23 protein-coding genes are annotated in these 22,190 nt (G+C 69.3%); 12 read left to right on the top strand and 11 right to left on the bottom strand.

Annotation, left to right across the window (positions count from 1 at the left end; translation table 11 throughout):
* Positions 1-140 precede the first annotated feature (140 nt).
* Positions 141-626: a hypothetical protein gene (locus A3IC_RS0137740; protein ID WP_026219196.1), complete on the bottom strand. Its 486-nt coding sequence runs from the start codon at positions 624-626 to the stop codon at positions 141-143.
* A 317-nt stretch (positions 627-943) separates the two neighbouring features.
* Here A3IC_RS0137740 and A3IC_RS0137745 point away from each other — a divergent pair, with 317 nt between their 5' ends.
* The 4 genes from A3IC_RS0137745 (at position 944) to A3IC_RS58840 (ending at position 2,589) form a co-directional block, all read left to right on the top strand.
* The gene (locus A3IC_RS0137745; protein ID WP_020555265.1) at positions 944-1,453 is read left to right on the top strand and encodes a SigE family RNA polymerase sigma factor; all 510 of its coding nucleotides are present in this window, start codon (positions 944-946) and stop codon (positions 1,451-1,453) included.
* 8 nt (positions 1,454-1,461) lie between these two features.
* Positions 1,462-1,941, top strand: a complete 480-nt coding sequence (locus tag A3IC_RS67005) for a hypothetical protein (RefSeq protein WP_040877792.1) — start codon at positions 1,462-1,464, stop codon at positions 1,939-1,941.
* A gap of 115 nt (positions 1,942-2,056) precedes the next feature.
* Entirely contained in the window at positions 2,057-2,347 is a 291-nt protein-coding gene (locus tag A3IC_RS58835) for a hypothetical protein (protein ID WP_020555266.1), read from the top strand.
* Positions 2,344-2,589 (top strand): hypothetical protein, encoded by a 246-nt coding sequence (locus tag A3IC_RS58840; protein WP_020555267.1) that lies wholly within the window; start codon positions 2,344-2,346, stop codon positions 2,587-2,589. Before A3IC_RS58835 ends, A3IC_RS58840 begins: the two co-directional genes overlap by 4 nt.
* Here A3IC_RS58840 and A3IC_RS69135 read toward each other — a convergent pair.
* On the bottom strand, positions 2,558-2,860 hold the full coding sequence (locus A3IC_RS69135) for a hypothetical protein (RefSeq protein ID WP_158696251.1): 303 nt from the start codon (positions 2,858-2,860) through the stop codon (positions 2,558-2,560). The two genes, A3IC_RS58840 and A3IC_RS69135, sit on opposite strands and share 32 nt — an antisense overlap.
* An 816-nt stretch (positions 2,861-3,676) precedes the next feature.
* Here A3IC_RS69135 and A3IC_RS63175 point away from each other — a divergent pair.
* The 3 genes from A3IC_RS63175 (at position 3,677) to A3IC_RS69145 (ending at position 6,358) form a co-directional block, all read left to right on the top strand.
* A complete protein-coding gene (locus A3IC_RS63175) occupies positions 3,677-4,237 on the top strand; it encodes a restriction endonuclease (protein ID WP_020555268.1) in 561 nt (186 codons plus the stop codon).
* A gap of 142 nt (positions 4,238-4,379) precedes the next feature.
* Complete coding sequence (locus A3IC_RS69140; protein WP_158696252.1) at positions 4,380-5,525, top strand: DUF8094 domain-containing protein; 1,146 nt, start codon at positions 4,380-4,382, stop codon at positions 5,523-5,525.
* A 59-nt stretch (positions 5,526-5,584) separates the two neighbouring features.
* A complete protein-coding gene (locus tag A3IC_RS69145; RefSeq protein ID WP_158696253.1) occupies positions 5,585-6,358 on the top strand; it encodes a hypothetical protein in 774 nt (257 codons plus the stop codon).
* Positions 6,359-7,033: 675 nt separating this feature from the next.
* Here the strand turns inward: A3IC_RS69145 and A3IC_RS0137770 are convergent.
* Both A3IC_RS0137770 and A3IC_RS0137775 read right to left on the bottom strand, forming a co-directional pair.
* Positions 7,034-7,678 (bottom strand): pentapeptide repeat-containing protein, encoded by a 645-nt coding sequence (locus A3IC_RS0137770; RefSeq protein ID WP_020555269.1) that lies wholly within the window; start codon positions 7,676-7,678, stop codon positions 7,034-7,036.
* Positions 7,679-7,755: 77 nt separating this feature from the next.
* On the bottom strand, positions 7,756-8,238 hold the full coding sequence (locus A3IC_RS0137775; RefSeq protein WP_158696254.1) for a hypothetical protein: 483 nt from the start codon (positions 8,236-8,238) through the stop codon (positions 7,756-7,758).
* Between the two features lie 99 nt (positions 8,239-8,337).
* Between A3IC_RS0137775 and A3IC_RS58850 the strand changes: the two genes are divergently transcribed.
* A complete protein-coding gene (locus A3IC_RS58850; protein ID WP_020555271.1) occupies positions 8,338-9,081 on the top strand; it encodes a maleylpyruvate isomerase family mycothiol-dependent enzyme in 744 nt (247 codons plus the stop codon).
* A gap of 411 nt (positions 9,082-9,492) precedes the next feature.
* Here the strand turns inward: A3IC_RS58850 and A3IC_RS0137785 are convergent, their stop codons facing one another.
* Both A3IC_RS0137785 and A3IC_RS0137790 read right to left on the bottom strand, forming a co-directional pair.
* Positions 9,493-10,239 (bottom strand): DUF7873 family protein, encoded by a 747-nt coding sequence (locus A3IC_RS0137785; protein WP_020555272.1) that lies wholly within the window; start codon positions 10,237-10,239, stop codon positions 9,493-9,495.
* A 138-nt stretch (positions 10,240-10,377) separates the two neighbouring features.
* The gene (locus A3IC_RS0137790; protein WP_020555273.1) at positions 10,378-10,698 is read right to left on the bottom strand and encodes a hypothetical protein; all 321 of its coding nucleotides are present in this window, start codon (positions 10,696-10,698) and stop codon (positions 10,378-10,380) included.
* A 259-nt stretch (positions 10,699-10,957) separates the two neighbouring features.
* Here A3IC_RS0137790 and A3IC_RS0137795 point away from each other — a divergent pair, with 259 nt between their 5' ends.
* Positions 10,958-11,320 (top strand): YbjQ family protein, encoded by a 363-nt coding sequence (locus A3IC_RS0137795; protein ID WP_020555274.1) that lies wholly within the window; start codon positions 10,958-10,960, stop codon positions 11,318-11,320.
* A gap of 78 nt (positions 11,321-11,398) precedes the next feature.
* Here the strand turns inward: A3IC_RS0137795 and A3IC_RS0137800 are convergent, their stop codons facing one another.
* Positions 11,399-11,989 (bottom strand): TetR/AcrR family transcriptional regulator C-terminal domain-containing protein, encoded by a 591-nt coding sequence (locus A3IC_RS0137800; protein ID WP_020555275.1) that lies wholly within the window; start codon positions 11,987-11,989, stop codon positions 11,399-11,401.
* A gap of 5 nt (positions 11,990-11,994) precedes the next feature.
* Positions 11,995-12,693, bottom strand: coding sequence for a TetR/AcrR family transcriptional regulator (locus tag A3IC_RS0137805; protein WP_020555276.1), 699 nt, complete (start codon positions 12,691-12,693; stop codon positions 11,995-11,997).
* A gap of 467 nt (positions 12,694-13,160) precedes the next feature.
* On the opposite strand from A3IC_RS0137805, the gene A3IC_RS63180 reads away from it, so the two are divergent.
* Both A3IC_RS63180 and A3IC_RS0137815 read left to right on the top strand, forming a co-directional pair.
* The gene (locus A3IC_RS63180; RefSeq protein ID WP_052173987.1) at positions 13,161-15,296 is read left to right on the top strand and encodes a hypothetical protein; all 2,136 of its coding nucleotides are present in this window, start codon (positions 13,161-13,163) and stop codon (positions 15,294-15,296) included.
* A 465-nt stretch (positions 15,297-15,761) separates the two neighbouring features.
* Positions 15,762-17,513, top strand: coding sequence for an MFS transporter (locus A3IC_RS0137815; RefSeq protein ID WP_026219198.1), 1,752 nt, complete (start codon positions 15,762-15,764; stop codon positions 17,511-17,513).
* A gap of 168 nt (positions 17,514-17,681) precedes the next feature.
* Here the strand turns inward: A3IC_RS0137815 and A3IC_RS0137820 are convergent, their stop codons facing one another.
* Entirely contained in the window at positions 17,682-17,885 is a 204-nt protein-coding gene (locus A3IC_RS0137820) for a cold-shock protein (RefSeq protein WP_020555278.1), read from the bottom strand.
* A gap of 513 nt (positions 17,886-18,398) precedes the next feature.
* Between A3IC_RS0137820 and A3IC_RS0137825 the strand changes: the two genes are divergently transcribed.
* Complete coding sequence (locus A3IC_RS0137825; RefSeq protein WP_026219199.1) at positions 18,399-19,757, top strand: VWA domain-containing protein; 1,359 nt, start codon at positions 18,399-18,401, stop codon at positions 19,755-19,757.
* Between the two features lie 63 nt (positions 19,758-19,820).
* On the opposite strand, the gene A3IC_RS58860 is transcribed toward A3IC_RS0137825, so the two are convergent.
* On the bottom strand, positions 19,821-21,092 hold the full coding sequence (locus A3IC_RS58860; RefSeq protein WP_020555280.1) for a DUF418 domain-containing protein: 1,272 nt from the start codon (positions 21,090-21,092) through the stop codon (positions 19,821-19,823).
* Between the two features lie 83 nt (positions 21,093-21,175).
* On the bottom strand, positions 21,176-22,021 hold the full coding sequence (locus A3IC_RS63185; protein WP_158696255.1) for a TVP38/TMEM64 family protein: 846 nt from the start codon (positions 22,019-22,021) through the stop codon (positions 21,176-21,178).
* Positions 22,022-22,190 lie beyond the last annotated feature (169 nt).

Raw genomic sequence — 22,190 nt, forward strand, 5'->3', positions numbered from 1 at the left:
CCTTGGGGTGAACGGTGTGCCGGACGGCGTGCCGAGCGTATTGGACGCGCGTTCGGAGACGGGAGCGGCGGCCGAAACCGGGGCGTATCGGGTTCGGGACGTGCGGCGTGGACCGGGACTCCGGGCGTGCGGCGGGTCTTTCAGGGCTTCGCCGGCTCGGCCGGGTCGCGGGTCCGCGCCGGGAGGCCGGGCTCCTTCGGCGCGTCGTCGGTCGTCGCGCGCGCGGCCCACGACGCTCCTGCCTGGTCCGCCTTCGGGCGCTCCGGGCCGAGGTGCCGGTTCGGCCGCTCACCGCCCGGCGCGGTCGGGTCGATGCCCCTGTCCACGTACGGCTTGCCCGGCGTGACCACGCCGGCCCGGCCGGGCGCGGGCACCCGGACCTTCCGCGGCGCAACCGGCCCGAGGTTGTCCACGGTTGGCCGGCCCCGACCCGCGGTCGGCATCGGATCGGTATCGCCGGTCTCGACCGAGGTCAGCGAGGCGGGCGACGGCTTCGGTTCGTCCGCATCGGAGGCGGGGGCAATGCCCATCCAGGCGCCCAGCGCGATGCCGACAGTCGCGAGTACGGCCCAGACCGGCCCGGCCCGGCGCATGTTCCGGCCGGGTGCCCGGTCTTGACGGTTCATCACGTATGTACTCCTTCGCTTTCACCGCTGTCGGGCCGCGAGCGAACCCGGACGTCACAGAAGAGACATACGTCCGCCGATGGAGCCGCGTTGCACCCCGCGCCCGCCTCGGAGACGTGCGGAAGATCTCCGAGGCTCGATGCAACCCGGGGCCGCCGAACCACGTATCCCCTGGGTGACAGGCCCCTCGAAATGCAGGCAAACAGGCGACCGACACCAGCCGTTGCGTCCCTGTGTCCACGGCACGGGGCAGGTGAGGAGGAGATCACGGTGCGCGACCCCCGCGACCACCCCCTGGCAACCCCGCTGCCGAGCGCGTGAGAGAGGCCGCCCGTGAACGGGAGTTCCGCGAGTACGCCGAGGCCCGGCAGGCCCAGCTGCGCCGCTCGGCCTATCTGCTGTGTGGCGACTGGCACGAGGCGCAGGACCTCACCCAGACCACGCTGATGAAGATGTACACGGCCTGGGGCCGACTGCGTCGGGACGGCAACGTGGACGCATACGCCCGAGTGGTGATGACCCGCACCTACATCGACCAGCAACGCAAGGGCCGTTGGCGGGAGGAGCCGGTCGACGAACTCCCACAGCGGCCGGACGACGAGTCCTCGTCGCCCGACCTGCGGCTGACCCTGCGGACGGCGCTGTTGCGGCTGCCACCGCGCTACCGGGCCGTGCTCGTACTGCGATTCTGGGAGGACTGGAGCGTCGAACAGACGGCGGAGGCCCTGCGAATCAGCACGGGAACGGTCAAGAGCCAGAGTTCGCGCGGCCTGAACCGGCTGCGCGAACTCGTCGGCGAGCACATGTGGGAGCTGTCCGAACGGTGAGGCCGGCCATGAACGATCACGACCTGTTCCAACTGATCCTGGATCAACCCGAGCCCGACTTCCCGAGCGTGGTGGACGCGGCCGTCGCGGGCGGCCGCCGGGCCCGCCGACGCCGCCGTGTGGCGACGCTGGGCGCCGGCGCGGCCGTACTGGCGATCGCCGGCGCTGGCCTGTTCCTGGCCCCGTCGAATCCGGAACGCGTGGGCCCCGCGGCCCCCGTCCCGCCCGCCACGACCGCGGTGACCAGCCGGCCGACGCCGGATTCCGTGGCGCCCAGCCTCGCCACGACACCTTCCGTCGAGGCCCGGCCGGCGAAGGAGGAGGACGATACGCGCGCCGATGCGCCCACCCTGCCCGAGCGAACGCCGACGACGGCCGGGCCGGTCGACCCGCCGCTGGTGCCGACCCAGGACTCCGCCGAGGACTCCCGGATGGTCAGGTGCCAGGCCACCAGGACGGGCAAATGCCCATCATCCACCCGAAATTGACGGATTGTCACATGCGGATCGCACCGATCGTCACCCGCCGATCAGCGCCGCAACCGCACGCCCGGCCCCTAATCTGATCCCGGATCATTTCGTCCGTAGGGAAGAGAGGCCCGGCGTGAACAGCACGGACCCGTGGACCGTGGATCGCATCGCGCATGCGCTCCCGCACCCCGAAGCCCGCCACGAATTCCTGCGACTGGTGCACCTGACGCCGATCGGCGATCTGCCCGGCCTGCTGGCCCGCTACACGCAAGCCGCGGAAGAGCTGATCGCCAATCTGCCGCACGCGCGCGCCCTCGCGGCACAGGTACGGGCCACCGGCAAGGATCCGGACCTCGACGAGGTGGACGAGGAAATCGTCCGCAAGTGGATCGCACGCGGCCGAGCGCAAAGCAGTGCCGCGTGACGTGGCGCCCGCGGATCGGCATCGAGCATCAGGAAGTCATCGACCGCTTCCCCGAAACCACGCTGAACCACTGGGGACTGCTGCTGTACAAGCTGGTCTGTGACCCGTACACGGCCACCGTCCGCTACGGCGAGGACGACCGCATCGTCCGCACCGCAGCAGCGGGGCCCTTGATCGTGGTGGTACTACTCAACGAGGGGACGACGACAGTTACCGTGCTGCAGGTCGTGCACTTGGGTTGACCCGGTTCCGGTGCTTCCCGCCGCCCGGCACGCAGTAGTGGTCGGCCACTTCCCCCATCACGCCTTCGTGCCGCTGGCGGCGCACCGACGGTGCGCCGGCACGGCCGTCATGGTTGGCACGCTTGGCGTGCTTGGCCTCCGGGTCGAGTACCCGACAGACCTTGCGGACCTGCGGGTGCTGACCGGGAATCGCATAGGCGGAAGCCACTCCCGCGAACGCGAGGCCGAAACATGCCACAACCATGATCGCTGTCTTACGGATCCTGCTCATTCGGCAGAAGATAGCGGAGCCGGCGCCGGCACACTAACCACCTTCGCCAACCGATGACACCGAACGGGAAATGAACCCCCACCGCCACCGCCCACACGGCCGCACCGCCCCCGCACCCCAAGGGGCCGCCCACTCACCCGCCACTCACCCGCCACACACCGCCGCGCTACCACCCGTTCCTCCCGCGGCTCCCGCGGCTCCCGCGGCTCCCGCGGCTCCCGCGGCTCCCGCGACCAAGGGTCACATGGGGCGAGGATGGCGCGAGTCGGATGGGAAGGGCAGGCGGCTCGCGCGCGCACCCGAGGCCACGTGATCTCACTTCGCGCCCCGAGCAAAGCGGCCGCGCCCCACCGGAGCGCCCCGCCCTCCCCCACCGCGCCCGAGCCCGCAACGGCCCACCGCCTCGAAACGTGCCACCTGCTCGCAATCACCGATCGAACGAAGCAGCTGCGTTTCCCGCCGAAGCGGCCGACCTCCACCCAGACCGCCCGAGACCCCAACGCCCCACGCCCCACCGCCCCGAATCCACCAGCTGCTACCTGCTCCCCGCTCGGCACCCGCTGACATCGGCCCAGCCACCCCCGCACACTCGCCCCCCAATCCCCCCATCACCCACATGGCCCCGCACCAACCAACCGCCCGACAAGCACACCACCGGACACCAACACCCCCAAGGAGCAGCGAGATCCCCTCCCGGCAGAGCTCACCCGAGCCGCCCACCAACCCCCTCCACCATCCAGTCGGGTGGTTGACCGGCCGCCCCTCCGCCTAAGCTGCCGCCCGCTCCGCCGTCGGTAGCCACCGGAGGGATCCCGCATGCCCCGAACCCCCACCCACGCCAAACTCCGCGGCCGGGCCATAGTCCTGCTGGTCGTCGTCCCGGCTATCGCATTGCGCGACCTGTTCGAATTCCTCGGCATCACCGGCGTCGACGCATGGCTGGCCACCTCGGCCTCCCTGGCCCTCCTCTGCACAGTCGTACACCTCGCCGGCTCGACCCTCGACAACCGCGCCGATCACCCGGACGACCGCGACTTCGGACGCCGGATCGCCGACCTCTGCCGCCGCGACGGCCTCCTCGCCGTCCAGCTCGCCCCGGACGCCAACATCAAGGCATACCTCCCCAACGGCAGCCTCGTCCTGATTGGCTGCGGCCCCACCGACCACGAGGCCCACCCCCTGGACCTCCACGACTTCATCGGCACGGCGCACCACGACCACCAGGCCGACATCCCGGTATTCGTCACCCCCCACGGATTCACCCCAGAGGCCCGCGAGTTCGCCCGGTCCCACGGCATCGTCCTACTCGACAGACCACGCCTGGGCCAATGGCAAGAGGGCCACGGCCTGACCACCCTGGTCGGCACCACCCACTGACCCGGCGGCCCGGACCTGCACCTCCACCCACCACGTCCCACGATCACGCAGTACCCACCGTTTTGCCCCGCCGAGTGGCGCAATCCCCCTACGTGCAGTGATCTTCCGAAGACGCTTACGACACACCCGATCAAGTGCAATGATGCTTCGGATCACCGTTGAGCACCGAACTCCGAAGATCGCAACTGCGGGGGTGGCAGTTTTGGCCGGACCAAACAAGACCCAACTCCCGGCAACCCTCCTGGCAGCCCTAACCGCCGCCACCCTCCTGGCCGGCACCACAGCCTGCTCCACCGACAAAAATTCCAAAACCCCCAAAATCAACCAAGCCGCCCCCAAAACCGCCGCCGCTCCCCTCCCGGCACCCCAAACGGCATCGACAGCACCGACACCACCAATCAGCGAAGCCGAAGGAAAGGGCATCTCCCAGAGATACTTCGATCTCAGCAAACAAGCAACTTCATCTCACAGCATCAAAGCGCTGGAAGATATCGAAACCGGCGCCATGCTTGAAGTCTCCAAGGCACGACAAGAAAGGATTCTTAAGTACGGAGACAGCGTCCCGAGCAGCGAGGAGAAGGCAGCAAACGACGACATTCAGGTCGTCACCCCTCAAGGAGCACCCAACGGCAGCGATAGATGGCTTCTTGCCGTCGGTCGCCAATCTCTCAGTGGTAAATCACGGACTTCTGTGGGAGTTCTGCAGCAAGCACGAGGCTCAGGCCCATGGCGCATGTCTTTTCTGACTTATACAGGCATCGACCAAGAAATGCCGAAAGTCGCGCAAATAGCAACACTGAACGACGCTCCGGACATTACTGAAAACAACATCGACTACGGCGAAGACACCTGCAGGAGCTTCACCTCCTATATGAATGGCGAGTCGACCCCTGCCGTCAGCTGGGGACCCCGTACGAAATCTGCACGTCAGGTCGCGGAGCAGAACAAACAAGGAATGGTGCCACTGACTGCGGGCGGCGCGGTCGCAGCTAGAACCGAACCGCTACCCGACGGCCGAATCCCGGCTTGGAGGACCTCGGACGGTGACAAGCTGGTCATGTGCACGACGAAAACAACGTCTCACTTGACCCCAGGACCATCCGGCGTAATTACGGTCACTCGCAGCGAGGGCCTTCAGAACCTGAATGGCAGAACAACAAAATGGAAAACGCTTGATCTGACCACAGTCAATATGGTGGTTCTTAAGGTACCACCCCCCGGAAACTCAGCAGTGGACATAGTTGCCGACTCCTACCGCGCGCTATCCGGGGATGGAACTCCAGCTTGAGTAGTATAAGTAGGAATCGGTAGCTCATTCCCGGAAAATAAGTCACCCGAGGGGGCTTCATGAAAACGTCACGACTAACCACGGGAGCTATTCTGGGATGCTCTGTCGGCCTCACAACCGCTCTCGTCTCCCTTCCTTCGGCATCTGCTGGCGTTAACGAGTGCGAAGATCTTATCATTTGCATTGATATTACGACGCCGGGCGGGTCCGGGACTGGCGGCGGATCCGGCGGAGGTGGTAATACAGGGGGCGGGTCGGGATCGACAAATCCTTTCCCGGACTCGGGCGCCGGCGGCATTGCAGGAGCTACCACCGGAAACAATACGACAGGTGGTGGCGGCGGCCCAACGGCTGCCCAAGTAGCTGCCCAGGCACTCGCTCAACTTGAACTGCGCAAACCCAAGGTATTCATGACGCCCAGTGATGGAAATCTGGGCCTCGTTGGTCTTCCGGTCTGGCTGTGGATCGATACAACAGATCCACACAGGTGGTCTCCGGACGGAATTGACAAGACGCTCAAGGTAGGCAACGTCGAAGTTACCGTGACAGCCTACTCCCACAGCGTAACGTGGGATATGGGAGACGGGCACAGTCAGACGTGCTTCAATCCCGGGGTCGCATACCAGTCTTCGGATGGAAACAAAAACTCACCTGCCTGTGGTTACAAATATACAAAAACCTCCGCAGGGAAAGACGGAAGCAAATACACGGTCAGTGCGACGGTAAACTGGAAGGCCTATTATCGGGACGCCGAAGGAAGGCATGAACTTTCTGATATGACGGGCGCTTCCTCGACTACCGCGCGAGTCGGAGAACTGCAAATCATGAACTAGGGCTCACCCATTTCGCCTCCACTCGCTGCCACGCGTTCAGCCATCGCTCAATGGTTTGCGAACTCCGGCTCATTGGAACGGACAGTTACGCTTCTGCACGCCGGAGCCGTTCAGGCGCGCCTCAAAGTCCCCGAACAAAATCACGTTGAACACACCGTCCTTGGGTCGTGACGGTGAGAATTGATTTCGTGTGACGCCTGACGGTTCGTCGTTTGCTGCGTGTTGACCGTATATCGGCAGGGTGCGTGGCGGCCGAGGATTTAGTCCGCGTGGTGCCGTGGCAGCTTTCATCGAGCAGGGTGACCCCGGCCGATGGCCAGGCTCGTTTCCGCGGTGTGGTCGCGTGCGGGGTGGCGGAGGCGGCTGGACGGCGACCGAGCCCGCGAGTTGGTCTGTCTGGTCGCTGTGTGCGCTGTGCGGTCGTCGGCCGGGAGTTTGCACTGGTCCGGTAGGGCGGCGGCTTCCGGCTGTTCGACGGTGCCGTGCCGCCCGGATCGGGGCGTCGAGGCAAATGGATCCAGGTGGGTACTCGCCGGAATGTTCGGCGTGTCTTCCCGTCTGGCGTTGGCTGTGAGGCGTGGGGTGTTGTGGTCTGGGAGGGGTTGGGTCTCGTTCAGGGGTGATTGGGTGGATGCGCCTGGCCGTTGCGGGTGGGGTAGGGGGCCGGGTGCGTTTTCAGTGGACGTTCCAGCCCATCGTCGTGGCGAGCGTTGCGGCCTGTTCCAAGGTGATCGTCGCACCCTTGGACTCGACCGTCAGCGGGTCGAGCGAGGAGAGATCGCTGCCGCGCAGGTCGGCGCCGGTCAGCTTCGAGCCGTGCAGCATCGCGCCGGACAGGTCGCAATCGGTCAGGGTCGCCTGCTCCAGACGCGCGGCGGTCAGATCGGCCTCGCGCATCCGGACGCCGTCGAAGCCGGCCTGGCGCAGGTCGGCGCCGGGCAGCCCGACGAACGACCAGTCTCCGCCCGAGACCGCGAAGAGGGTGTAGGTGCACTGTTGGAACAGGCTGCCGACCAGCTTGCAATCGGTGAACCGGGTGTCGAAGAACGTGCAGCGCTTGAACGTGCAGTTCGTGAACGCCGCCCCGGTGTGCCGCGACGCGTTGAATGCGACCCCGGCGAAGGTGCATTCGTCGAAGACCGCGCCCTCGTCCACCACCTCGGTCCAGTCGGTGTCCAGGAACGAGTAGCGCGTGTACTTCGTGGTCTCCGTCAGCGACCTCGCGTACCAGTCCTCGTTCCGGATCACGAGCCCCTCGTCGGGAATCGACGGCTCGGACGAAACGGGATCGATGTTGGCGCGGGCGGGTCGAATGGCCATCGTTCCATTGAACATGCCGGCTCCGACATCCACCCGATCGCAGCCCCGCCCCGCCCGATGCACCACCCCGCCCCCGCCTAAGCTCCGTCCACCACGAAGCGAAAGCCCAACGCGTCGAGAAACGCCCGCAACAGTTCGTCCGGCGTGCCCTCCGCGCGCAGTGTGGTGTCCAGGGCGGCCTCGTCCGGTGTGAGCCCCGCCTCGCGAGCCCAGACGACGGCGCGCGGGACCACCCGTTCCGGGGGCGGGCCGAGCTCCGGGTCGAGCGCGTACGACCTGGCCACCCGCGGCGCCAGCGCGCAATGCCAGACCGCGCCCCCGCGCGGGCTCTGCGCGTCGATCATCGCGAAGTGGCCGGACACCACGTCGGCGGTCAACACCGGCGCGTCCGTGTCCGCCATCAACGTCGGACCCGGATCCAGCCCCGACGACAGCAGCAGAACCTGCCAGTCGCCGTCGTGAGCCGACCAGCGGGGTTCGCCTCCGGCCTGCTGTACGGCAGGCAGTTCCAACAGGGGCCACGCCGATCGAGCGACGACATATACACCGAAGCTACCCATCGCACCCCAGCATAGGACCCGTCGGGCGAACGTCCTATCCCTTTACCCCGAGCCGGCGACCACCTGTACCCCTCCGATCCCACGTGAGAGCGTGGGCGGATGGACATTGCCACTCACCTCGACATCCTGCGCGCCGACGGCGAGTTGCTCGCCGATACGGCCGAACACACCGGTCTGGACGCGCCTGTCCCGAGCTGCCCTGATTGGCGGATCCGGGACCTGCTCGCGCATCTGGGCGGCGTGCATCGTTGGGCCGCGTTCGTCGTGCGGTCGGGCAGCATCACGCGCCCGAGCCGAGAGGATACGACGGCACTCTTCCAGGCGCCGGGCGACGGCGAACTGCTCGACTGGTACCGCACCACGCACGCGGATCTGCTCAAGGCCCTCACCACGGCCGCCCCGGACACCCGGGCGTGGACCTTCTTCGAGGCTCCGTCCGCGATCGCCTTCTGGGCCCGGCGCCAAGCGCACGAGACCGCCGTACACCGCGTCGACGCCGAACTCGCGGCCGGCCGACCGTCCACCGTGCCCGCGGAGTTCGCCGCGGACGGGATCGACGAGTTGCTGACCGGCTTCCTGTCCCGGCCCGGGCGCAACCTCGTTGCCGACCCGCCGCTGAGCATCGCGATCGCCCCCGACGACGACTCCGCCGCCTGGACCATGCGGATCGCCACCGACGGGCGGCGGGTGGAGTCCGGTGCCGGCCCCGCCGATCTCACCGTCTCGGGCCCCGCCGAGAACCTGTATCTACTCCTGTGGAATCGGGCCGACACCACCGGCTGCCGACTCGCCGGGGACCCGGAAGTCATGGTCCGTTGGCACGAGTTGGCGACCGTGGATTGATTCGGCTCGAGGTAGGGATTTGGTAGGCCTCCGCGGGGCTAGCCTGCCCGCGGAGGCCCGCTGTGCCACCCGATCGGGCACGCCGGCACGTTTAAGGACCAGGGTCGTCTTGAAAGTCGTCGCGTTCTACCATTGAACTACCAGGCCACGAGCGGCCCGGGCTGGAGTCGAACCAGCAACCGACGACTGGAGCCCCGTCCGGTCGATCCGGCGATAGGTGGCGATGCTGAGTCTGGAGCAAGAGTCTGAGATTGATCGCGGGCTGCCTCTGCCGTATTGGGCCATCCCGGCTCGTGGTGCCGGGAGGAGGATTCGAACCTCCACCGTTACCCGCGTTCGTCACGACAAGCTTCAGTTTCAGCTTGCGCTCCTCGCGCACCCCTGACCCTCCGGTCGGGGGATTCTCGAATGCTACCCGTTGTGGCCGTTGCCGAGCAGGTAGCCGAAGACGGCGTCACCGACCAGACGATCCGTCACGTCCGCGCCGTTGGCCTCCTCGCGGGCGAACTTCACCGCGCGCTGCAACTTTTCCACCCGGTCGACGAGTTCGTTCACCCGGCGGGCAGGCAGCGCACCGGAGAACTTCACCGTCGTCCAGTAGCCGGCGGCGATGTCCTCGAAGTACATCTCCACCTGGGCCGGGTGGTGTTCGGTCGCCTCGGCCTTGACATGGTTGCGCGGCACCTTCTTGGTCCGCACCGTACGCACCGGCTCGGTCCGCCAGGAGTCCGTGGAGGGGTCCAGCGTCCAGGTCTCGGCGGCGTCCAGGACCGGCAGCTTGCGCACGAAGGTGTGCACGTCGACCAACTGCTTCTCCAGGAAGAGCAGGTACGACACCGGCACATCGCGCAGCAACGGCGTCCCGTCGACGACCACGTCGGCGCGGGCCTCGCAGTTGGCCCAGTCCTTGGTCGCGGTCACGTCGAAGAGACGGGTGAGCGTGCCGGTGACGGAGCGCAGCACCTCCTCGCCCTTGACCTGGACCCGGGTCGACTCGGGCGGCAGTTGCTCGCCCTCTTCGTCCTTGGGCTGATAGGTCCGCGAGATGCCGGACAGCAACGCGCCCTTCTGGACCCGCTGGTGAGCGTCCGTCAACTCCTGGAAGGACTTGGTCTTGACGCCCTTCTCCACCGCGATGATCTGGTTCAATTTCGCCACGCTGCGACGCTAGCAGGGGAACAGTCGTTCGGAACAAAGATTTTCCGCCGGGTGGGGTGAATCCGGGCTGTGCGCGGTGCGGAAAGGCCAGACCGGGCCGGACCGAGCCGACGCCGCGGCCGGGACCGGGTCGCGTCCTCAGCGCCTGATCGGCAGCGCGAAATCGTCGTCGGCGACGACCCGGTACGTGCTGTTGAGCTGCCACGGCCCCACCAGGTCCTTGATCCGCTCGGCGCGCCGCTGCTCGCTCGCCCCGATCCGGTCGATCCACTCGGGGATCAGCTCGGGGCTCGCGTCGATCAATGCGACCGTCATGAGCTGTTGCGGGTCGGCAAGATCGATCGCGCTGAGCACCCGCCTCGGATCGCCCGCGAACTGCTCGTCCGGAAGCCACGCATCGCGGAAGGTCGCGTAGTCCACACCGTCGTCGAGCCGCCGTACCATCGCCCCGATCAGCATGTTCCCCGTCTCCTTCGGCCGCTTGCCTTACGCCGTAAGTGTGGCGCGAGAACAGCTTGCCTTACGGTGTAAGGATGGTCAAGGCGTCACCCGGCCCACCGGCCGGCGCCTTCCCATGCGCCTTCCGATCCGCCGAATCGGTGACATACGTGTGGAACGGCTCCGTCGCGGCCATCTGTACGACGCGAGGTCGCACAGGACGCGACGGATCCCCGTTCCTCGATGCCCGATTTCCCGTTTCCAGATTTCGGAGGCCGACATGAGCGATCTCGATGCGTACGGCGGCGCGCCCGACAGCACGGACGTACTCGTCGTCACCACCAACGACGTACCGGGCTATCGGGTACAGCGGGTGATCGGCGAGGTGTTCGGCCTCACCGTGCGCTCCCGCAACATCGGCAGCCAACTCGGCGCGGGTCTCAAGTCGATGGTCGGCGGCGAGCTGCGCGGCCTGACCAAGACCCTGGTGCAAAGCCGTACGGAGGCCGCCGAACGACTCGTGGAACAGGCGCGCGGCCGGGGAGCCAACGCGATCCTGGCAATGCGGTACGACGTCACCGACGCGGGAAACGGAACGGAGATCTGCGCGTACGGCACGGCCGTGGTGCTGGTGCAGGCGTAGTTCGACCGGGCGCGGCGCAGTCCGGCCGGGTCCCGCGAGCCCGCCCCGGCCCGACGGGGCGGCCGGCCCGGGAAACGCCTACTCGACACCGGCCAGCAGCGCCGCGACCGCCAGCGCGAAACGTTCGTCGTGGTCGGCCTGCGTACCCAGGCCCGCCGCCAATGCCGCAGCCAGGCAGGGGAATTCGGCGACGTCCTGCGGAGTGGTCCGCGCCGGCGAGTCGGCCGGGTCCAGCTCCGCCAACGTGTGCCCGATCACGAACGTGGTCACCGCGTTGAGCAGTTGGCACGCGCGAAGTGGCGCGAAGCCCTCGGCCACCAGCGCCGCGGCGGCACGTTCGACGGCGGCCAGGGCATCCGGCGTGGCGACCGGGCGGGTGGCCACGAGGGGAACGACGGCCGGGTGGCGCAACAGTTCGGCGCGGAACGCATGGGCGAATCCGGCGAGCCACACCGTACGCGGCCCGACCGGTTCCGGCGACACACTCGCGACGATCCGCTCGACCAGGCCGTCCAGGACGGCGTCCTTGTTCGGCACGTAGTGGTACAGGGTCATCGCCTCGACGCCGAGCTCGGCGCCGATCCGACGCATCGACAGCTTTGCGATGCCGTCCCGATCGGCAAGCGCGAGCGCGGCGTCCAGGACCTGCGCGCGGGAGAGTCGTCCCATCGGGGTCAGTCCAGTCCGAGCAGGTCGGCATGCCGCTCGACCGCGTACTCGAAGAACCGGTCGGCGGGGTCGACGCTGCCCGCGAGTTGGCCGAACAACTCGAAGCCGACGATGCCGAACACGCCGGTCCAGGCGAACAGGGCGCGAGCCAGGGCCGGCGGTGGCACGTCCAACCCGTTCGCGTCCACCACCGTTTGGAGCTGCGCGGCGAGTGGGCCGGGGAGGGCGGACGCGCCGGAGGGCCCGGCGAGGTCCCGACCCGAGTCGCGCAGGATGCGCAGAAGCGCGAACGGGACGCGCGCGAACGGGGCCAAGGTCTGCTCCGGTGCCTGGTAGCCGGGAACCGGGGAGCCGTAGATGAGCGCGTACTCGTGCGGATGCTCGCGCGCCCAGCCGCGGACCGCCTGGCACAGTCCGCGCCAGGCGACGCGCGGGTGCTCGGCGGGGGCCGCGGCCTCGACGGCGTGCTCGACCCGCTCGCCCACCGCGTTGTACGCGTCGACGATCAGCGCGGTCAGGAGGTCGTCTCGGCTCGGGAAGTACCGATACAGCGCGGACGAGGCCATGCCGAGTTCGCGGGCCACGGCGCGCAGCGACAACTGCTGGGCACCCTGGGCGGCGAGGTGCCGGCGCGCGGCCGACTTGATCTCGTGGGCGAGTTCGGCTCTGGCACGATCGCGCGCCGTACGCGTGGCTCCGGTCATCCGGCCAGTGTGCCAGACCCCAGAGCACTGCACCCAAACGAGAGCACTGATCTCGCACGCTCCCTCGACCCCCGAGCCGAACCACGCCTACCCCCGTACCGCCCCCGCCCCTCCCCCGCCCTCGACCCCACCGCGACCCGCGCCGACCCCCACCCCGTGTCCCACCCCGTCGCGTGCCCGCGCGCACCCCCCGTTCACCCGCGCCCCCCCGCACGCCCCGTCGTGAGCTCGCGTGCCGAGCGGGCCAACCGGCCAACCGGTCCGATATGTCGACCATGGCCGGTCGATACCCCTAACCTTCAGATGCGTGGTGGTCCACCCAAATGAGCTCGGCCGGGGAGGCACACATGACCGAACGTGGTGGGCGGGTCATCCGGGTCCCGTCGGAGCGCGGGCAGTTGCTGCTTGTGGAGGGTGGTAGATCCGGGCGAGGGCGACGGTCGGACGGCGGGAGTAACCTGGTCGCGATGTCGGCCCTGACGCCTCATCAACTCTTTCCGGACGCGGCCGCCGACGTGGTCCAGTTGCCGGACGCGGTGCAGCCGCACGCGGTTCGGGCCTACCTTCAGGCCGCCGGCGCGGTGGACGGACCGGTGATCGTCTATCTGACCGGGCGCCTCCTGTTCGACCGTCGACGCCGCGAACTGCACCTCGGCCTGCGTGATTCGACGCCCGGCTCGGTGCGCTACGACGGGCTTCCGTGGTCCTGGGTGGTCGAGCTGTTGGGTCCTCGGCCGGCCGAGAACACCCTGGTGATCTGCGATCTGACGGCGGGGCGGGAATCCTGGGAGGCGGCCCGCGAACGGGCGCACGAGTTGTGCCAGGGCATCCCGCTGTGGGGCGTGTTGAACCCGCCGGACGTCAAGGGTCCGCCGCACCCGTTCACCCGCGCGCTGGTGGCCGCGCTCGCGCAGGGCTTTCCCGAACTCCCGGACCCGGTACCGGCCGAGGAGATCCACCCGCTGCTCGCCGAGCGGGCCCGACTGGCGCGGGACACCGTCGAGTTCGCGCCGTCCGCCGGCTCACTCGCACTGGCCAACTGCTCCCCGGAGGCCCGTCCGCCGACCCTGCGTACGGCCGTTCGCCGGCTCAAGGCGGTCACGCCGCGCGGCAACGGCGCCGCCGGTACCGGGATCTCGGCACTGTCCGCCGTGCCGCCCAACGGGATGACCCCGGCCCAGCGTTCCGGTCTGCGTGGCTCGGGCGTGGTCGGTGGCGGAGTCGATCCCGAGCCCGCCGAGCGACGGCCGGCGACCACCGACCCACGCGCCGAACCCGACGCGCACCAGGACACCCGCCCGCGCGACGAATCCGGCGTCGGCCGGCGCGCCTTGGGGCTGGTCCGTTCCGTACTCGCCGCCGGGCCGGACGACGAGCCCGAGGTGCCCGGTACCAGCCTGCGCGACGCGCTGCGAGCCGGTGTCGCCAGGCCGGGCAGCCGACCGCCGGCCCAGCCCGCCCGCAACGACGGCGCGCCGCCGCCGACCGGTCGTGGCGCCGCCGGCCAGGCCGCTCGTGGCAAGCCGCGCCCGCCCACCAAGTCCGCGCTGCTCGACCGCGAACCGGAGTTCCCCGGCCCGGCCGACCGCCGTACGAGCGGACCCGCGCACGACTCCGCGGCCGGCCCCGCCGACCGCTCCGCACGCGGCTCCGCGAACGGCCCCGCGAGCATCGCGAGTCGACTCGCACCCCGCACGACGACCGACGCCACACCGAACCGCCGTGCGACCGGCTCCGCGCCGCGCCCGCATCCCGAGCCGCCGCCCCCGCCACTACCGCCTCGGATAACCGTGCGAATCCAGGCGACCGACGCGAGTGCGCTGACCCCGACGCCCGCGCGTCGTCCGCCGACCACGAGTCCCACCCAATTACCCCCGGCGCTCGCGCCGAACCGAGGGTTCGGACCGGGCCGGCCGACGTCGATGCCGGTACGCGGCCGAGCCGTTGCGCCGTCCCCCGCCCGGCGGGCGCTGTCGCAGGGCGCATCGGCCGCGGGCGCGTTGATCCGACCGGCGGACGTACTGCCCACCTACTGGAACGAGTTGGCCGCCATCCGCCACGCGGCGGACACCGGGCGCGGCATGGAGGCGTGGCAGAAGGCCGCCGAACTCGGCATGCACATGGAGCGGTTGGTCGGCCCGACCCATCCCGGCACGCTGGACGCCCAGGCCATGCTGGCGTTCGTGAGCGCCGGACTGGGTCGGGTCGCGGACGCGGTATTGATCTATTGCCAGGTCGCCGAGCGCGGCGCGGAGGCGGTCGGCCCACAACACCCGAGTACAGTCGCCGCTGCGGACAACGCGCTCAAGGTGTGGCTGCGGGTGCCCGACGCCCAGGAGTCGGTACGGCTCGGGCCCGCCGTCGTGGCGATGCGCGAACGTGTTCCGGGCCCGGCGAACCGGGGCCTGGAGACCGCTCGGGCACACCTGACCCGGATGCGGTTCATCCTCGACCCGGCGGCGGCGGACCCCCGCCCACGGCCCGAACACCGGCCCGAGGCCCCGTCCGACCCACTCGACCCGGCCCACCCCGACGCCGATCCCGCCCGCAGGCCGACCCAGGTCCGAGGCGCCCCCGTACGCCGCCGACACGCGAAGACCTGAGCCGCCGCCCGACATTCACGCGGTCCCGTACCGGGCTCCCGTCGTCGCGCGCCCCGCGAAGCCGTGGGCGGCCTCCGTGCGCCCGACCGAAGAGCCCGCGCGCGGCCCGACCACCGGCTACCGGTCACGCTCGCCCCGCCCGCGCCCGACCCGCCGGCGCCCATCCCGACTCGCGTGCCGCCCCGCTCCCGCGCAACGTACCCTTCCCTTCGCAACCGCCGTCGTCGGCACGCGCGTTCGACCCGCCGTGTCCGCCCAGGTACGGCCGTTGCGCGCGGTCGAAATCGCAACCCGTTCCATTTCTTGGCGTTCGCTCTGGTAGCGGGCTACCGGCCGGTACTAAGGTCACTCCACGCGTTGGCCCGGGGGGCCGTCCCTTCCCCCTGGTCCGACGTATTCGCACGGCCGCGTTTCCCCTCACCACCCCCCTGTACCTCGATAGACCCACGCTCGTCGAGGAGCCGCATGTCTGCCACCACGTCCCCATCGGGCCCGTCTGCCGCGAGCGATCCCGACCCCGCACCGTCGTCACCTCCCGGCCCGCTGCCCGCACTGCTCCGCGGCCTGTGGCACCGCCGGTTGGATCGCTACCCGGCCAACGGCGCGCGGATCTTCTACCTGTCCATCGTGGTCATCGGCTCGGTGATCCTCTACTACGAGCTGTACATCCAGTACGCGGTCTCCACGCTGCTGATGCACGAGTACGGCATGACCTTCATGTACGCGACGATGATCTCGGTCGTCGGCAACGCGGTCGGCGCGTTCGCCTCGCTGCTGGCCGGCCTCGCCGACCGATGGGGTCGGGCCAACCTGGTCGTGTACGGCCTGGCGTCGACCGGTGTGCTCGTGCTGTTCGCGTTGCCCAACGCGCAGAGCAAGGGCTGGTTCATGTTCTTCATGGCCCTGGTGAACATCGTCGAGGGCATGGCCCTGGTCGCCACGCCGGCGCTGATCCGCGACTTCTCGCCGCAGGTGGGCCGAGCGGGCGCGATGGGCTTTTGGACGCTGGGCCCGATCATCGGCAGCCTGGTGGTCACCTCGGTCAGCAGCAACACGCTGGACACCAGCGGTTGGCAGGACGAGTTCCGGTACGCGGGCATCGCCGGCCTGGTCGTGTTCGTGATCGCGCTGTTCGGGCTGCGCGAGTTGTCCCCGGCGCTGCGCGATCAGCTCATGGTCTCGCTGCGCGACAAGGCGCTGATCGAGGCCAGGGCCCGCGGCCTGGACGTGGAGGCCGCGCAGAAGAACCACTGGCGGCAGATGATGCGGCTGGACATCCTCGCGCCCGCGCTGGGGATCAGCCTGCACCTGATGTTCTACTACACGGTCGTCGGCAACCTGGTCGTCTACTACTCGACCGTCTACGGGTACTCCGAGCAGCGGACCAACGCGCTGGCCAACTGGTACTGGGGCGCCAACGCGATCGCGCTCGTCGTGGTCGGCATCGCGTCCGACCTGACCCGGGTGCGCAAGCCGTTCATGATCGTGGGCGGCGTGGGCACGGTGGTGTTCACGTTCCTGTTCGCGCTGACCACGGACAAGCCGGACACGGGCTACTACACGTTCGCGTGGCTCCTGGTCGGCATCGGTGTGTGCAGCGGGCTGACCTACGCGCCGTGGATGGCCGGTTACACCGAGACCGTCGAGAAGCACAACCCGGCGGCCACCGCGACGGGGCTGGCGGTGTGGGGCTGGATCATCCGGATCGTGGTGTCGGTGTCGGCGGTGTTCACGCCGGTGATCGTCACGTCGGCGACGCCGCTGGTGAACCACGGCGAAGAGGTGGTCGCGGCGCAGGCGGACGCCGGTCCCGCGCTGGAGTTGGTGCAGAAGGATCCCGAGCTGTTCATCCAGCTGTCCAAGTTCCCCAACCGTGCGTCGATCCCGATCGAATTGCAGATCAAGGCGTTGCAGCTGGCCGGCGGCGACCTCGCCAAGCTGGATCTGGTCGAGCAGAAGCAGAAGTCGCTGGGGATCCTGATCGACCACGGCGAGGAAGTACAGAAGGCGAAGGACCGCGCGAGCGACGAGTGGATGCGCTGGTGGTGGCTGACCCTGGCGTGTCAGGCGCTGTTCATCCCGTGCGTGTTCGTGATGGCCGGCCGTTGGAGTCCGCGCAAGGCGCGGGAGGACGAGCAGGCACACGCACGTCGGGTCGAGGAGGAATTGGCGGCACTGGGTGTCGACGGTTCACCGGGCCTGGCGAAGACCGGCTGACCGGAAGCGGACTGCCCGGCGCGGACGCAACCCGTCCGCCCGGGCGGCCACCGTCCGAGGGGTCACCTTCCACACCGGAGAACCCGAGGAGACGTCAAGGAAAACGCCGAGGGCCGGCGCCGCACAAAAAGTGCGGCACCGGCCCTCGGTCGTGCTGATCGGTGAGGATCAGAGGCGGTTGATGTTCTCCGCCTGGAGGCCCTTCTGGCCCTGCACGACGTCGAATTCGACGGCTTCGCCCTCGACGAGCTCACGGTAGCCGTTGCCCTGAATCGCGGAGAAGTGGGCGAAGACGTCGTCGCCGCCACCGTCCTGCGCGATGAAGCCGAAGCCCTTTTCCGAGTTGAACCACTTCACGGTTCCGGTAGCCATATTTTTCTCCCTACATGTGGGCCGATGAACGAATCCACACTTCGTGAATCCGGGCGTCGCCGCGTTTTTCGCCCTCATTTCGGAAGCTACCGAAATGCAAAATGCACCTGTAGTGAACAGCTCTACAGGCGCACTCAGAAGATGATGCGAACCACAACTGCAACAGGTCTCAGACTAACACAGGATCCGGCCGAGATCGAGTCCTACCGCAAAACGGCAGGCTCCGACCGCTTCGCACCGCATCCTGCCCGCCCGATGTCCGGGTCGTGATCGGCGCAACATCGAGATGCCCGGGATGGGCGGCCCGCGCGCTCTACCCTCCCGTGGCGGATTCCAAACCGGCAAACCCGGAGACATCGCGTCGCACGGGGTGTCGCCCGGATCCCACCGAACCGGCCGCGTCCACCCGTGTCCGTACTCACCCCGCCCGCGCGCGCCCGCGCGGGACAGTCCGGTGGGATCCGGGTCCGCGTGGGCCCACCTTCGTTGTGTGTGAGGGGCAAGATGGGCGGCATGGCGAAGATAAGCAAGGGTGGGAACACTCCGGTACCGACCGCCGAGCTTCGGGCGGTCCTGACCTGGCGCGCGGCCGGCGCTCCCGACGTGGATGCCTCGGCGCTGCTGCTGAATGCCGCCGGGAAGGTGCGCGCGGAGGCGGATTTCGTCTTCTACAACCAGCCCTCGGACGCCGCCGGCGCGGTCCGGCACGAGGGGAAGCGGCCCGCCGCCGACGGCATCGTCACCGACACGATCCGGGTGGACCTGGCCGCGATGCCGCCGGATGTCGAGCGGGTGGTGATCGGCGCGTCCGCCGACGGTGGCACGTTCGGGCAGGTACCGGGCCTGGCGCTGCACGTGGTGTCCGCGCAGGGCGGTCCGATCGCCGAGTTCGACATCGACGAGGCATCCACCGAGACGGCGTTCCTGTTCGGCGAGTTCTACCTGCGAGGCGGGGTGTGGAAGTTCCGCGCGGTCGGCCAGGGGTACGCGTCCGGGCTGACCGGCCTGGCCACCGACTTCGGCATCGAGGTCGCCGCCGACGACGCCCCGAGCACGGCATCCGCGCCGAGCGCACCCCCGCCTGCTCCCGCCAGGCCGAGTACGCCGCCGCCCTCGGCCCCCGCGGTCAGCCTGAAGAAGCGGAACCTGGTCGATATGGAGAAGCGGCTCGCCCAGGAGGGCCACCCGCAACTGCTCAACCTGACCAAGCAGGCCGCCGTGAGCCTGGAGAAGCGCGGCCTCGGCGAGCACACCGCGCGGGTCGCCCTGTGCCTGGACATCTCGTACTCGATGCAGTCGCTGTTCAAGCGCGGCAAGGTGCAGGCGCTCGCGGAGCGGGTGCTCTCACTCGGCCTGCGCTTCGACGACAACGCGGCCGTGGACGTGTTCCTGTTCGGCTCCCGCGGCCACGCGGTCGGCCAACTCGGGCTGGGCGAGTACCACGGCTGGGCCGAGCGGATCCGCAAGAACCCCGGTCTGGAGGGCTCGACGGACTACGCCGGCGCCATGCGGCTGGTCCGCGAGCACTACTTCGGCGGCAGCGGGCCGCGTCACCAGCCGCTCGCGAACGACCTGCCCGTCTACGTCATGTTCATCACCGACGGCCAGACCACCTCGCGCGATGCGACCCGCGAGCAGATGACCTACTCCAGCTTCGAGCCGATCTTCTGGCAGTTCATGGGCCTCGGCCGACCGGGCGGCTTCTCGTTCCTGGAGGAATTGGACGACCTGACCGGCCGTTACGTCGACAACGCCGACTTCTTCTCGGTCCAGGATCCGGCGCTCGTCCCGGACGCACAGCTCTACGACATGATGACGAACGAGTACCCGGGCTGGCTCGCCCGCGCGAGGACCCAGGGGCTGCTGATCTGACCCACCGCCGACTCGACCCGGGCACGATCACCCGGCCCAGGGGCCACCGATCCGGCTCGCGGACTACCGATCCGCCCCGGGGATCACCGATCCGGCCGCCGCGGTCGGCCCACCCCCCTGCGGCCGGGCCGACTCGGCCGGCCGGGCCGTTCCTCGCACCCAGCGTGCGGGGAAGGCGGAGAGCACGTGCAGGGCCGCCTCCAGCGGCCCCTTGCGCAGCGTGTGCCGCCAGGTCCAGCACAGCAGCAGCGCGACGACGACGAACCCGATCAGCCGCTTCCAGGTCTGGCCGGCCGCGAGCGGGAACCAGCGGTCGATCGCGATCAGGTGGGCGGTGTACACGGTGAGCGCCATCGCGCCGACCGAGATCAGCGGGTCGAGCACGATCCGGCCGATCCAGGCGCGGCAGGCCAGCAGGGTCAGGCCGAGCAGGCTCAGGGCGACGCCGATCGCGCCGACGATCTCGAACGGCGTGCCGGTGTGACCCTCGGCGACGGTCAGCCAGGCCGGATCGGACACCGGGACCGAGCCGACCCGGCTGTGGATCAGCTCGGACACGCTGTACGGCTGCGCGTCGCGGGCGAGCCGATCGCCGGTGAGCAGCCTGACCACGAGCCAGGATCCGCCGTATCCGAGCACGGCCAGCCCGGTGCCGATCCCGACGAACGCGCGCTGTACCCGCAGGTCGCTCAGTCGTAGCCGGCCGACCGCCATCCCGGCGAAGACGAACGGCAGCCAGGTGATCGCCGGGTAGCTGCCGGTCAGGGACAGCGTCTCGAACAGGTCGCCCGGGCCGTGCCAGTCGCCGAAGCCGGGTGCGCCGTAGCGGATGTCGCCGGTGTCCGCGCTCGCGCGCAGCAGGTACGAGGCGATCGGCCCCAGCAGCGCCCAGCCCGCCGCGAGCAGCACGAGCGCGCGCGTGTCCAGCCACAGCGCGGGCCAGGCGAGCAGGAAGTAGAGGCCGTAGAAGGCCAGGATGACCAGCACGCCGGTGTCCAGGTCGGCCAGCCACAGGCCGAGCGGGATCAGCAGCACGGCCCTGATCAGCACCCGGATGACCGCGGCCCAGGTGTATCGATTCCAGCCGCGCAGCGGTGCCCGGCCGGACATCAGGACCAGCGAGACGCCGGCCAGGAAGGCGAACAGCGCGGAGGCGCGGCCGGACACGCCTTGCACGAGTGTGTCCACGCCGCCGGCGTAGGGGTCGGGACCGACGTGCGAGGCGAACATGCCCAGGATGGCCAGCGCACGGGCGACGTCCACGCCGACGATCCGTGCCCGCGTGGTCGCCGGCTGCCCCACGCGCTCCCCGCGCTCCCCCGCTTCGGCTCGCATGCGTCCAGATTAGGCGGCTCCTCGAACTCTCGTCGGACTCGCGGGGAGGCTCCCGCGGCCGCGTCGACGAGCGTCGGCCCCGCCTACTCGCCCGCCGCGTCCGACGTCTTGGGAGCCACGGGCGACTGCGGAGCGACCGACGACGGCGGAGCGGCCGACGACTGCGGCGTCACCGGCGCCTCCGCGCCGGCCGGCGCGGAATCCTCGCCGCGCCGCCGCACCGCGACCATGGCCAGCGCCAGCGAGACGCAGCCGACGAACACGCTGACCACGACCGGTGTGCTCAGGCCGCTTCGCACCGAGGCGCCCGCCGCGCACTGGACCAGCGTCATCGGCAACATGCCCAGTGCGGTGCCGAGCAGGAATTGGCCGGTGCGGATCCCGGTCGCCGCCGCGCCGTAGCTGACCACCGAGGACGGGATCACCGGGATCATCCGCAGGATCGTGATCGGCACCAGGCCGTTTCGGGAGAGCCGGCGATCGAGGACGGCCAGTGCCTCGCGCTTGTGCAGCCAGCCGCCGATCCGCTCCCGGCCCACCCGGCGGCCGAGATACAGGCTGATCAGCGCGCCCAGGGTGGCCCCGGCCAGGGTGACCACCGTGCCCCCGATCGCGCCGAACAGCGCTCCCGCGATCGGCGCGAACAGCGACTTGGGGACGAACGCGGTCACACTCAGCGCGCAGACCACGATGAAGATCGCCGCCGAGACCGGTAGCGGCCAATGGGTCCACGCGCCGTGGTCGAGAAAATCCCGCAACGAGTCGAGCAAGCCGCGCACGGTGTCCAACCTGCGTCCGCCCCTCGTACCCATGGTGTCTATGCGCCCAATGCGCCCGATCCCGGTGCGCCGGGCGATCCGCTCCGAATCGTCGGCCATGCCGTCGCGGCGGCACACGCCCTCGATCACGCCCGGCCCCCCGGCGCGCATTCGGCCCATTGTACGGAGCGTTCGCGCTCCCCGTGCGAGCCCATCACCTGCCGAAACGATCACGACGTGACGAAACGGAGCGCCGGGTCATCCGGTGCCGGCGCGGCCTCGGCCTTCGTCGGCGATGCCGTGAAGGGCGTGAGGCGCGGTCGCGATTTCACCGGCTCCG

Origin of the sequence: Embleya scabrispora DSM 41855, from assembly GCF_000372745.1 — a bacterium.
Lineage (GTDB): Bacteria > Actinomycetota > Actinomycetes > Streptomycetales > Streptomycetaceae > Embleya > Embleya scabrispora.

Bases quoted from the DNA above. Each gene is read 5' to 3' on its own strand.
- A3IC_RS0137740 (WP_026219196.1), bottom strand. From the start codon at position 626: ATGAACCGTCAAGACCGGGCACCCGGCCGGAACATGCGCCGGGCCGGG.
- A3IC_RS67005 (WP_040877792.1), top strand. From the start codon at position 1,462: ATGAACGATCACGACCTGTTCCAACTGATCCTGGATCAACCCGAGCCC.
- A3IC_RS69135 (WP_158696251.1), bottom strand. From the start codon at position 2,860: ATGAGCAGGATCCGTAAGACAGCGATCATGGTTGTGGCATGTTTCGGC.
- A3IC_RS63175 (WP_020555268.1), top strand. From the start codon at position 3,677: ATGCCCCGAACCCCCACCCACGCCAAACTCCGCGGCCGGGCCATAGTC.
- A3IC_RS69140 (WP_158696252.1), top strand. From the start codon at position 4,380: ATGCTTCGGATCACCGTTGAGCACCGAACTCCGAAGATCGCAACTGCG.
- A3IC_RS69145 (WP_158696253.1), top strand. From the start codon at position 5,585: ATGAAAACGTCACGACTAACCACGGGAGCTATTCTGGGATGCTCTGTC.
- A3IC_RS0137770 (WP_020555269.1), bottom strand. From the start codon at position 7,678: ATGGCCATTCGACCCGCCCGCGCCAACATCGATCCCGTTTCGTCCGAG.
- A3IC_RS0137775 (WP_158696254.1), bottom strand. From the start codon at position 8,238: ATGGGTAGCTTCGGTGTATATGTCGTCGCTCGATCGGCGTGGCCCCTG.
- A3IC_RS58850 (WP_020555271.1), top strand. From the start codon at position 8,338: ATGGACATTGCCACTCACCTCGACATCCTGCGCGCCGACGGCGAGTTG.
- A3IC_RS0137790 (WP_020555273.1), bottom strand. From the start codon at position 10,698: ATGCTGATCGGGGCGATGGTACGGCGGCTCGACGACGGTGTGGACTAC.
- A3IC_RS0137795 (WP_020555274.1), top strand. From the start codon at position 10,958: ATGAGCGATCTCGATGCGTACGGCGGCGCGCCCGACAGCACGGACGTA.
- A3IC_RS0137800 (WP_020555275.1), bottom strand. From the start codon at position 11,989: ATGGGACGACTCTCCCGCGCGCAGGTCCTGGACGCCGCGCTCGCGCTT.
- A3IC_RS0137805 (WP_020555276.1), bottom strand. From the start codon at position 12,693: ATGACCGGAGCCACGCGTACGGCGCGCGATCGTGCCAGAGCCGAACTC.
- A3IC_RS63180 (WP_052173987.1), top strand. From the start codon at position 13,161: ATGTCGGCCCTGACGCCTCATCAACTCTTTCCGGACGCGGCCGCCGAC.
- A3IC_RS0137815 (WP_026219198.1), top strand. From the start codon at position 15,762: ATGTCTGCCACCACGTCCCCATCGGGCCCGTCTGCCGCGAGCGATCCC.
- A3IC_RS0137820 (WP_020555278.1), bottom strand. From the start codon at position 17,885: ATGGCTACCGGAACCGTGAAGTGGTTCAACTCGGAAAAGGGCTTCGGC.
- A3IC_RS0137825 (WP_026219199.1), top strand. From the start codon at position 18,399: ATGGCGAAGATAAGCAAGGGTGGGAACACTCCGGTACCGACCGCCGAG.
- A3IC_RS58860 (WP_020555280.1), bottom strand. From the start codon at position 21,092: ATGCGAGCCGAAGCGGGGGAGCGCGGGGAGCGCGTGGGGCAGCCGGCG.
- A3IC_RS63185 (WP_158696255.1), bottom strand. From the start codon at position 22,021: ATGCGCGCCGGGGGGCCGGGCGTGATCGAGGGCGTGTGCCGCCGCGAC.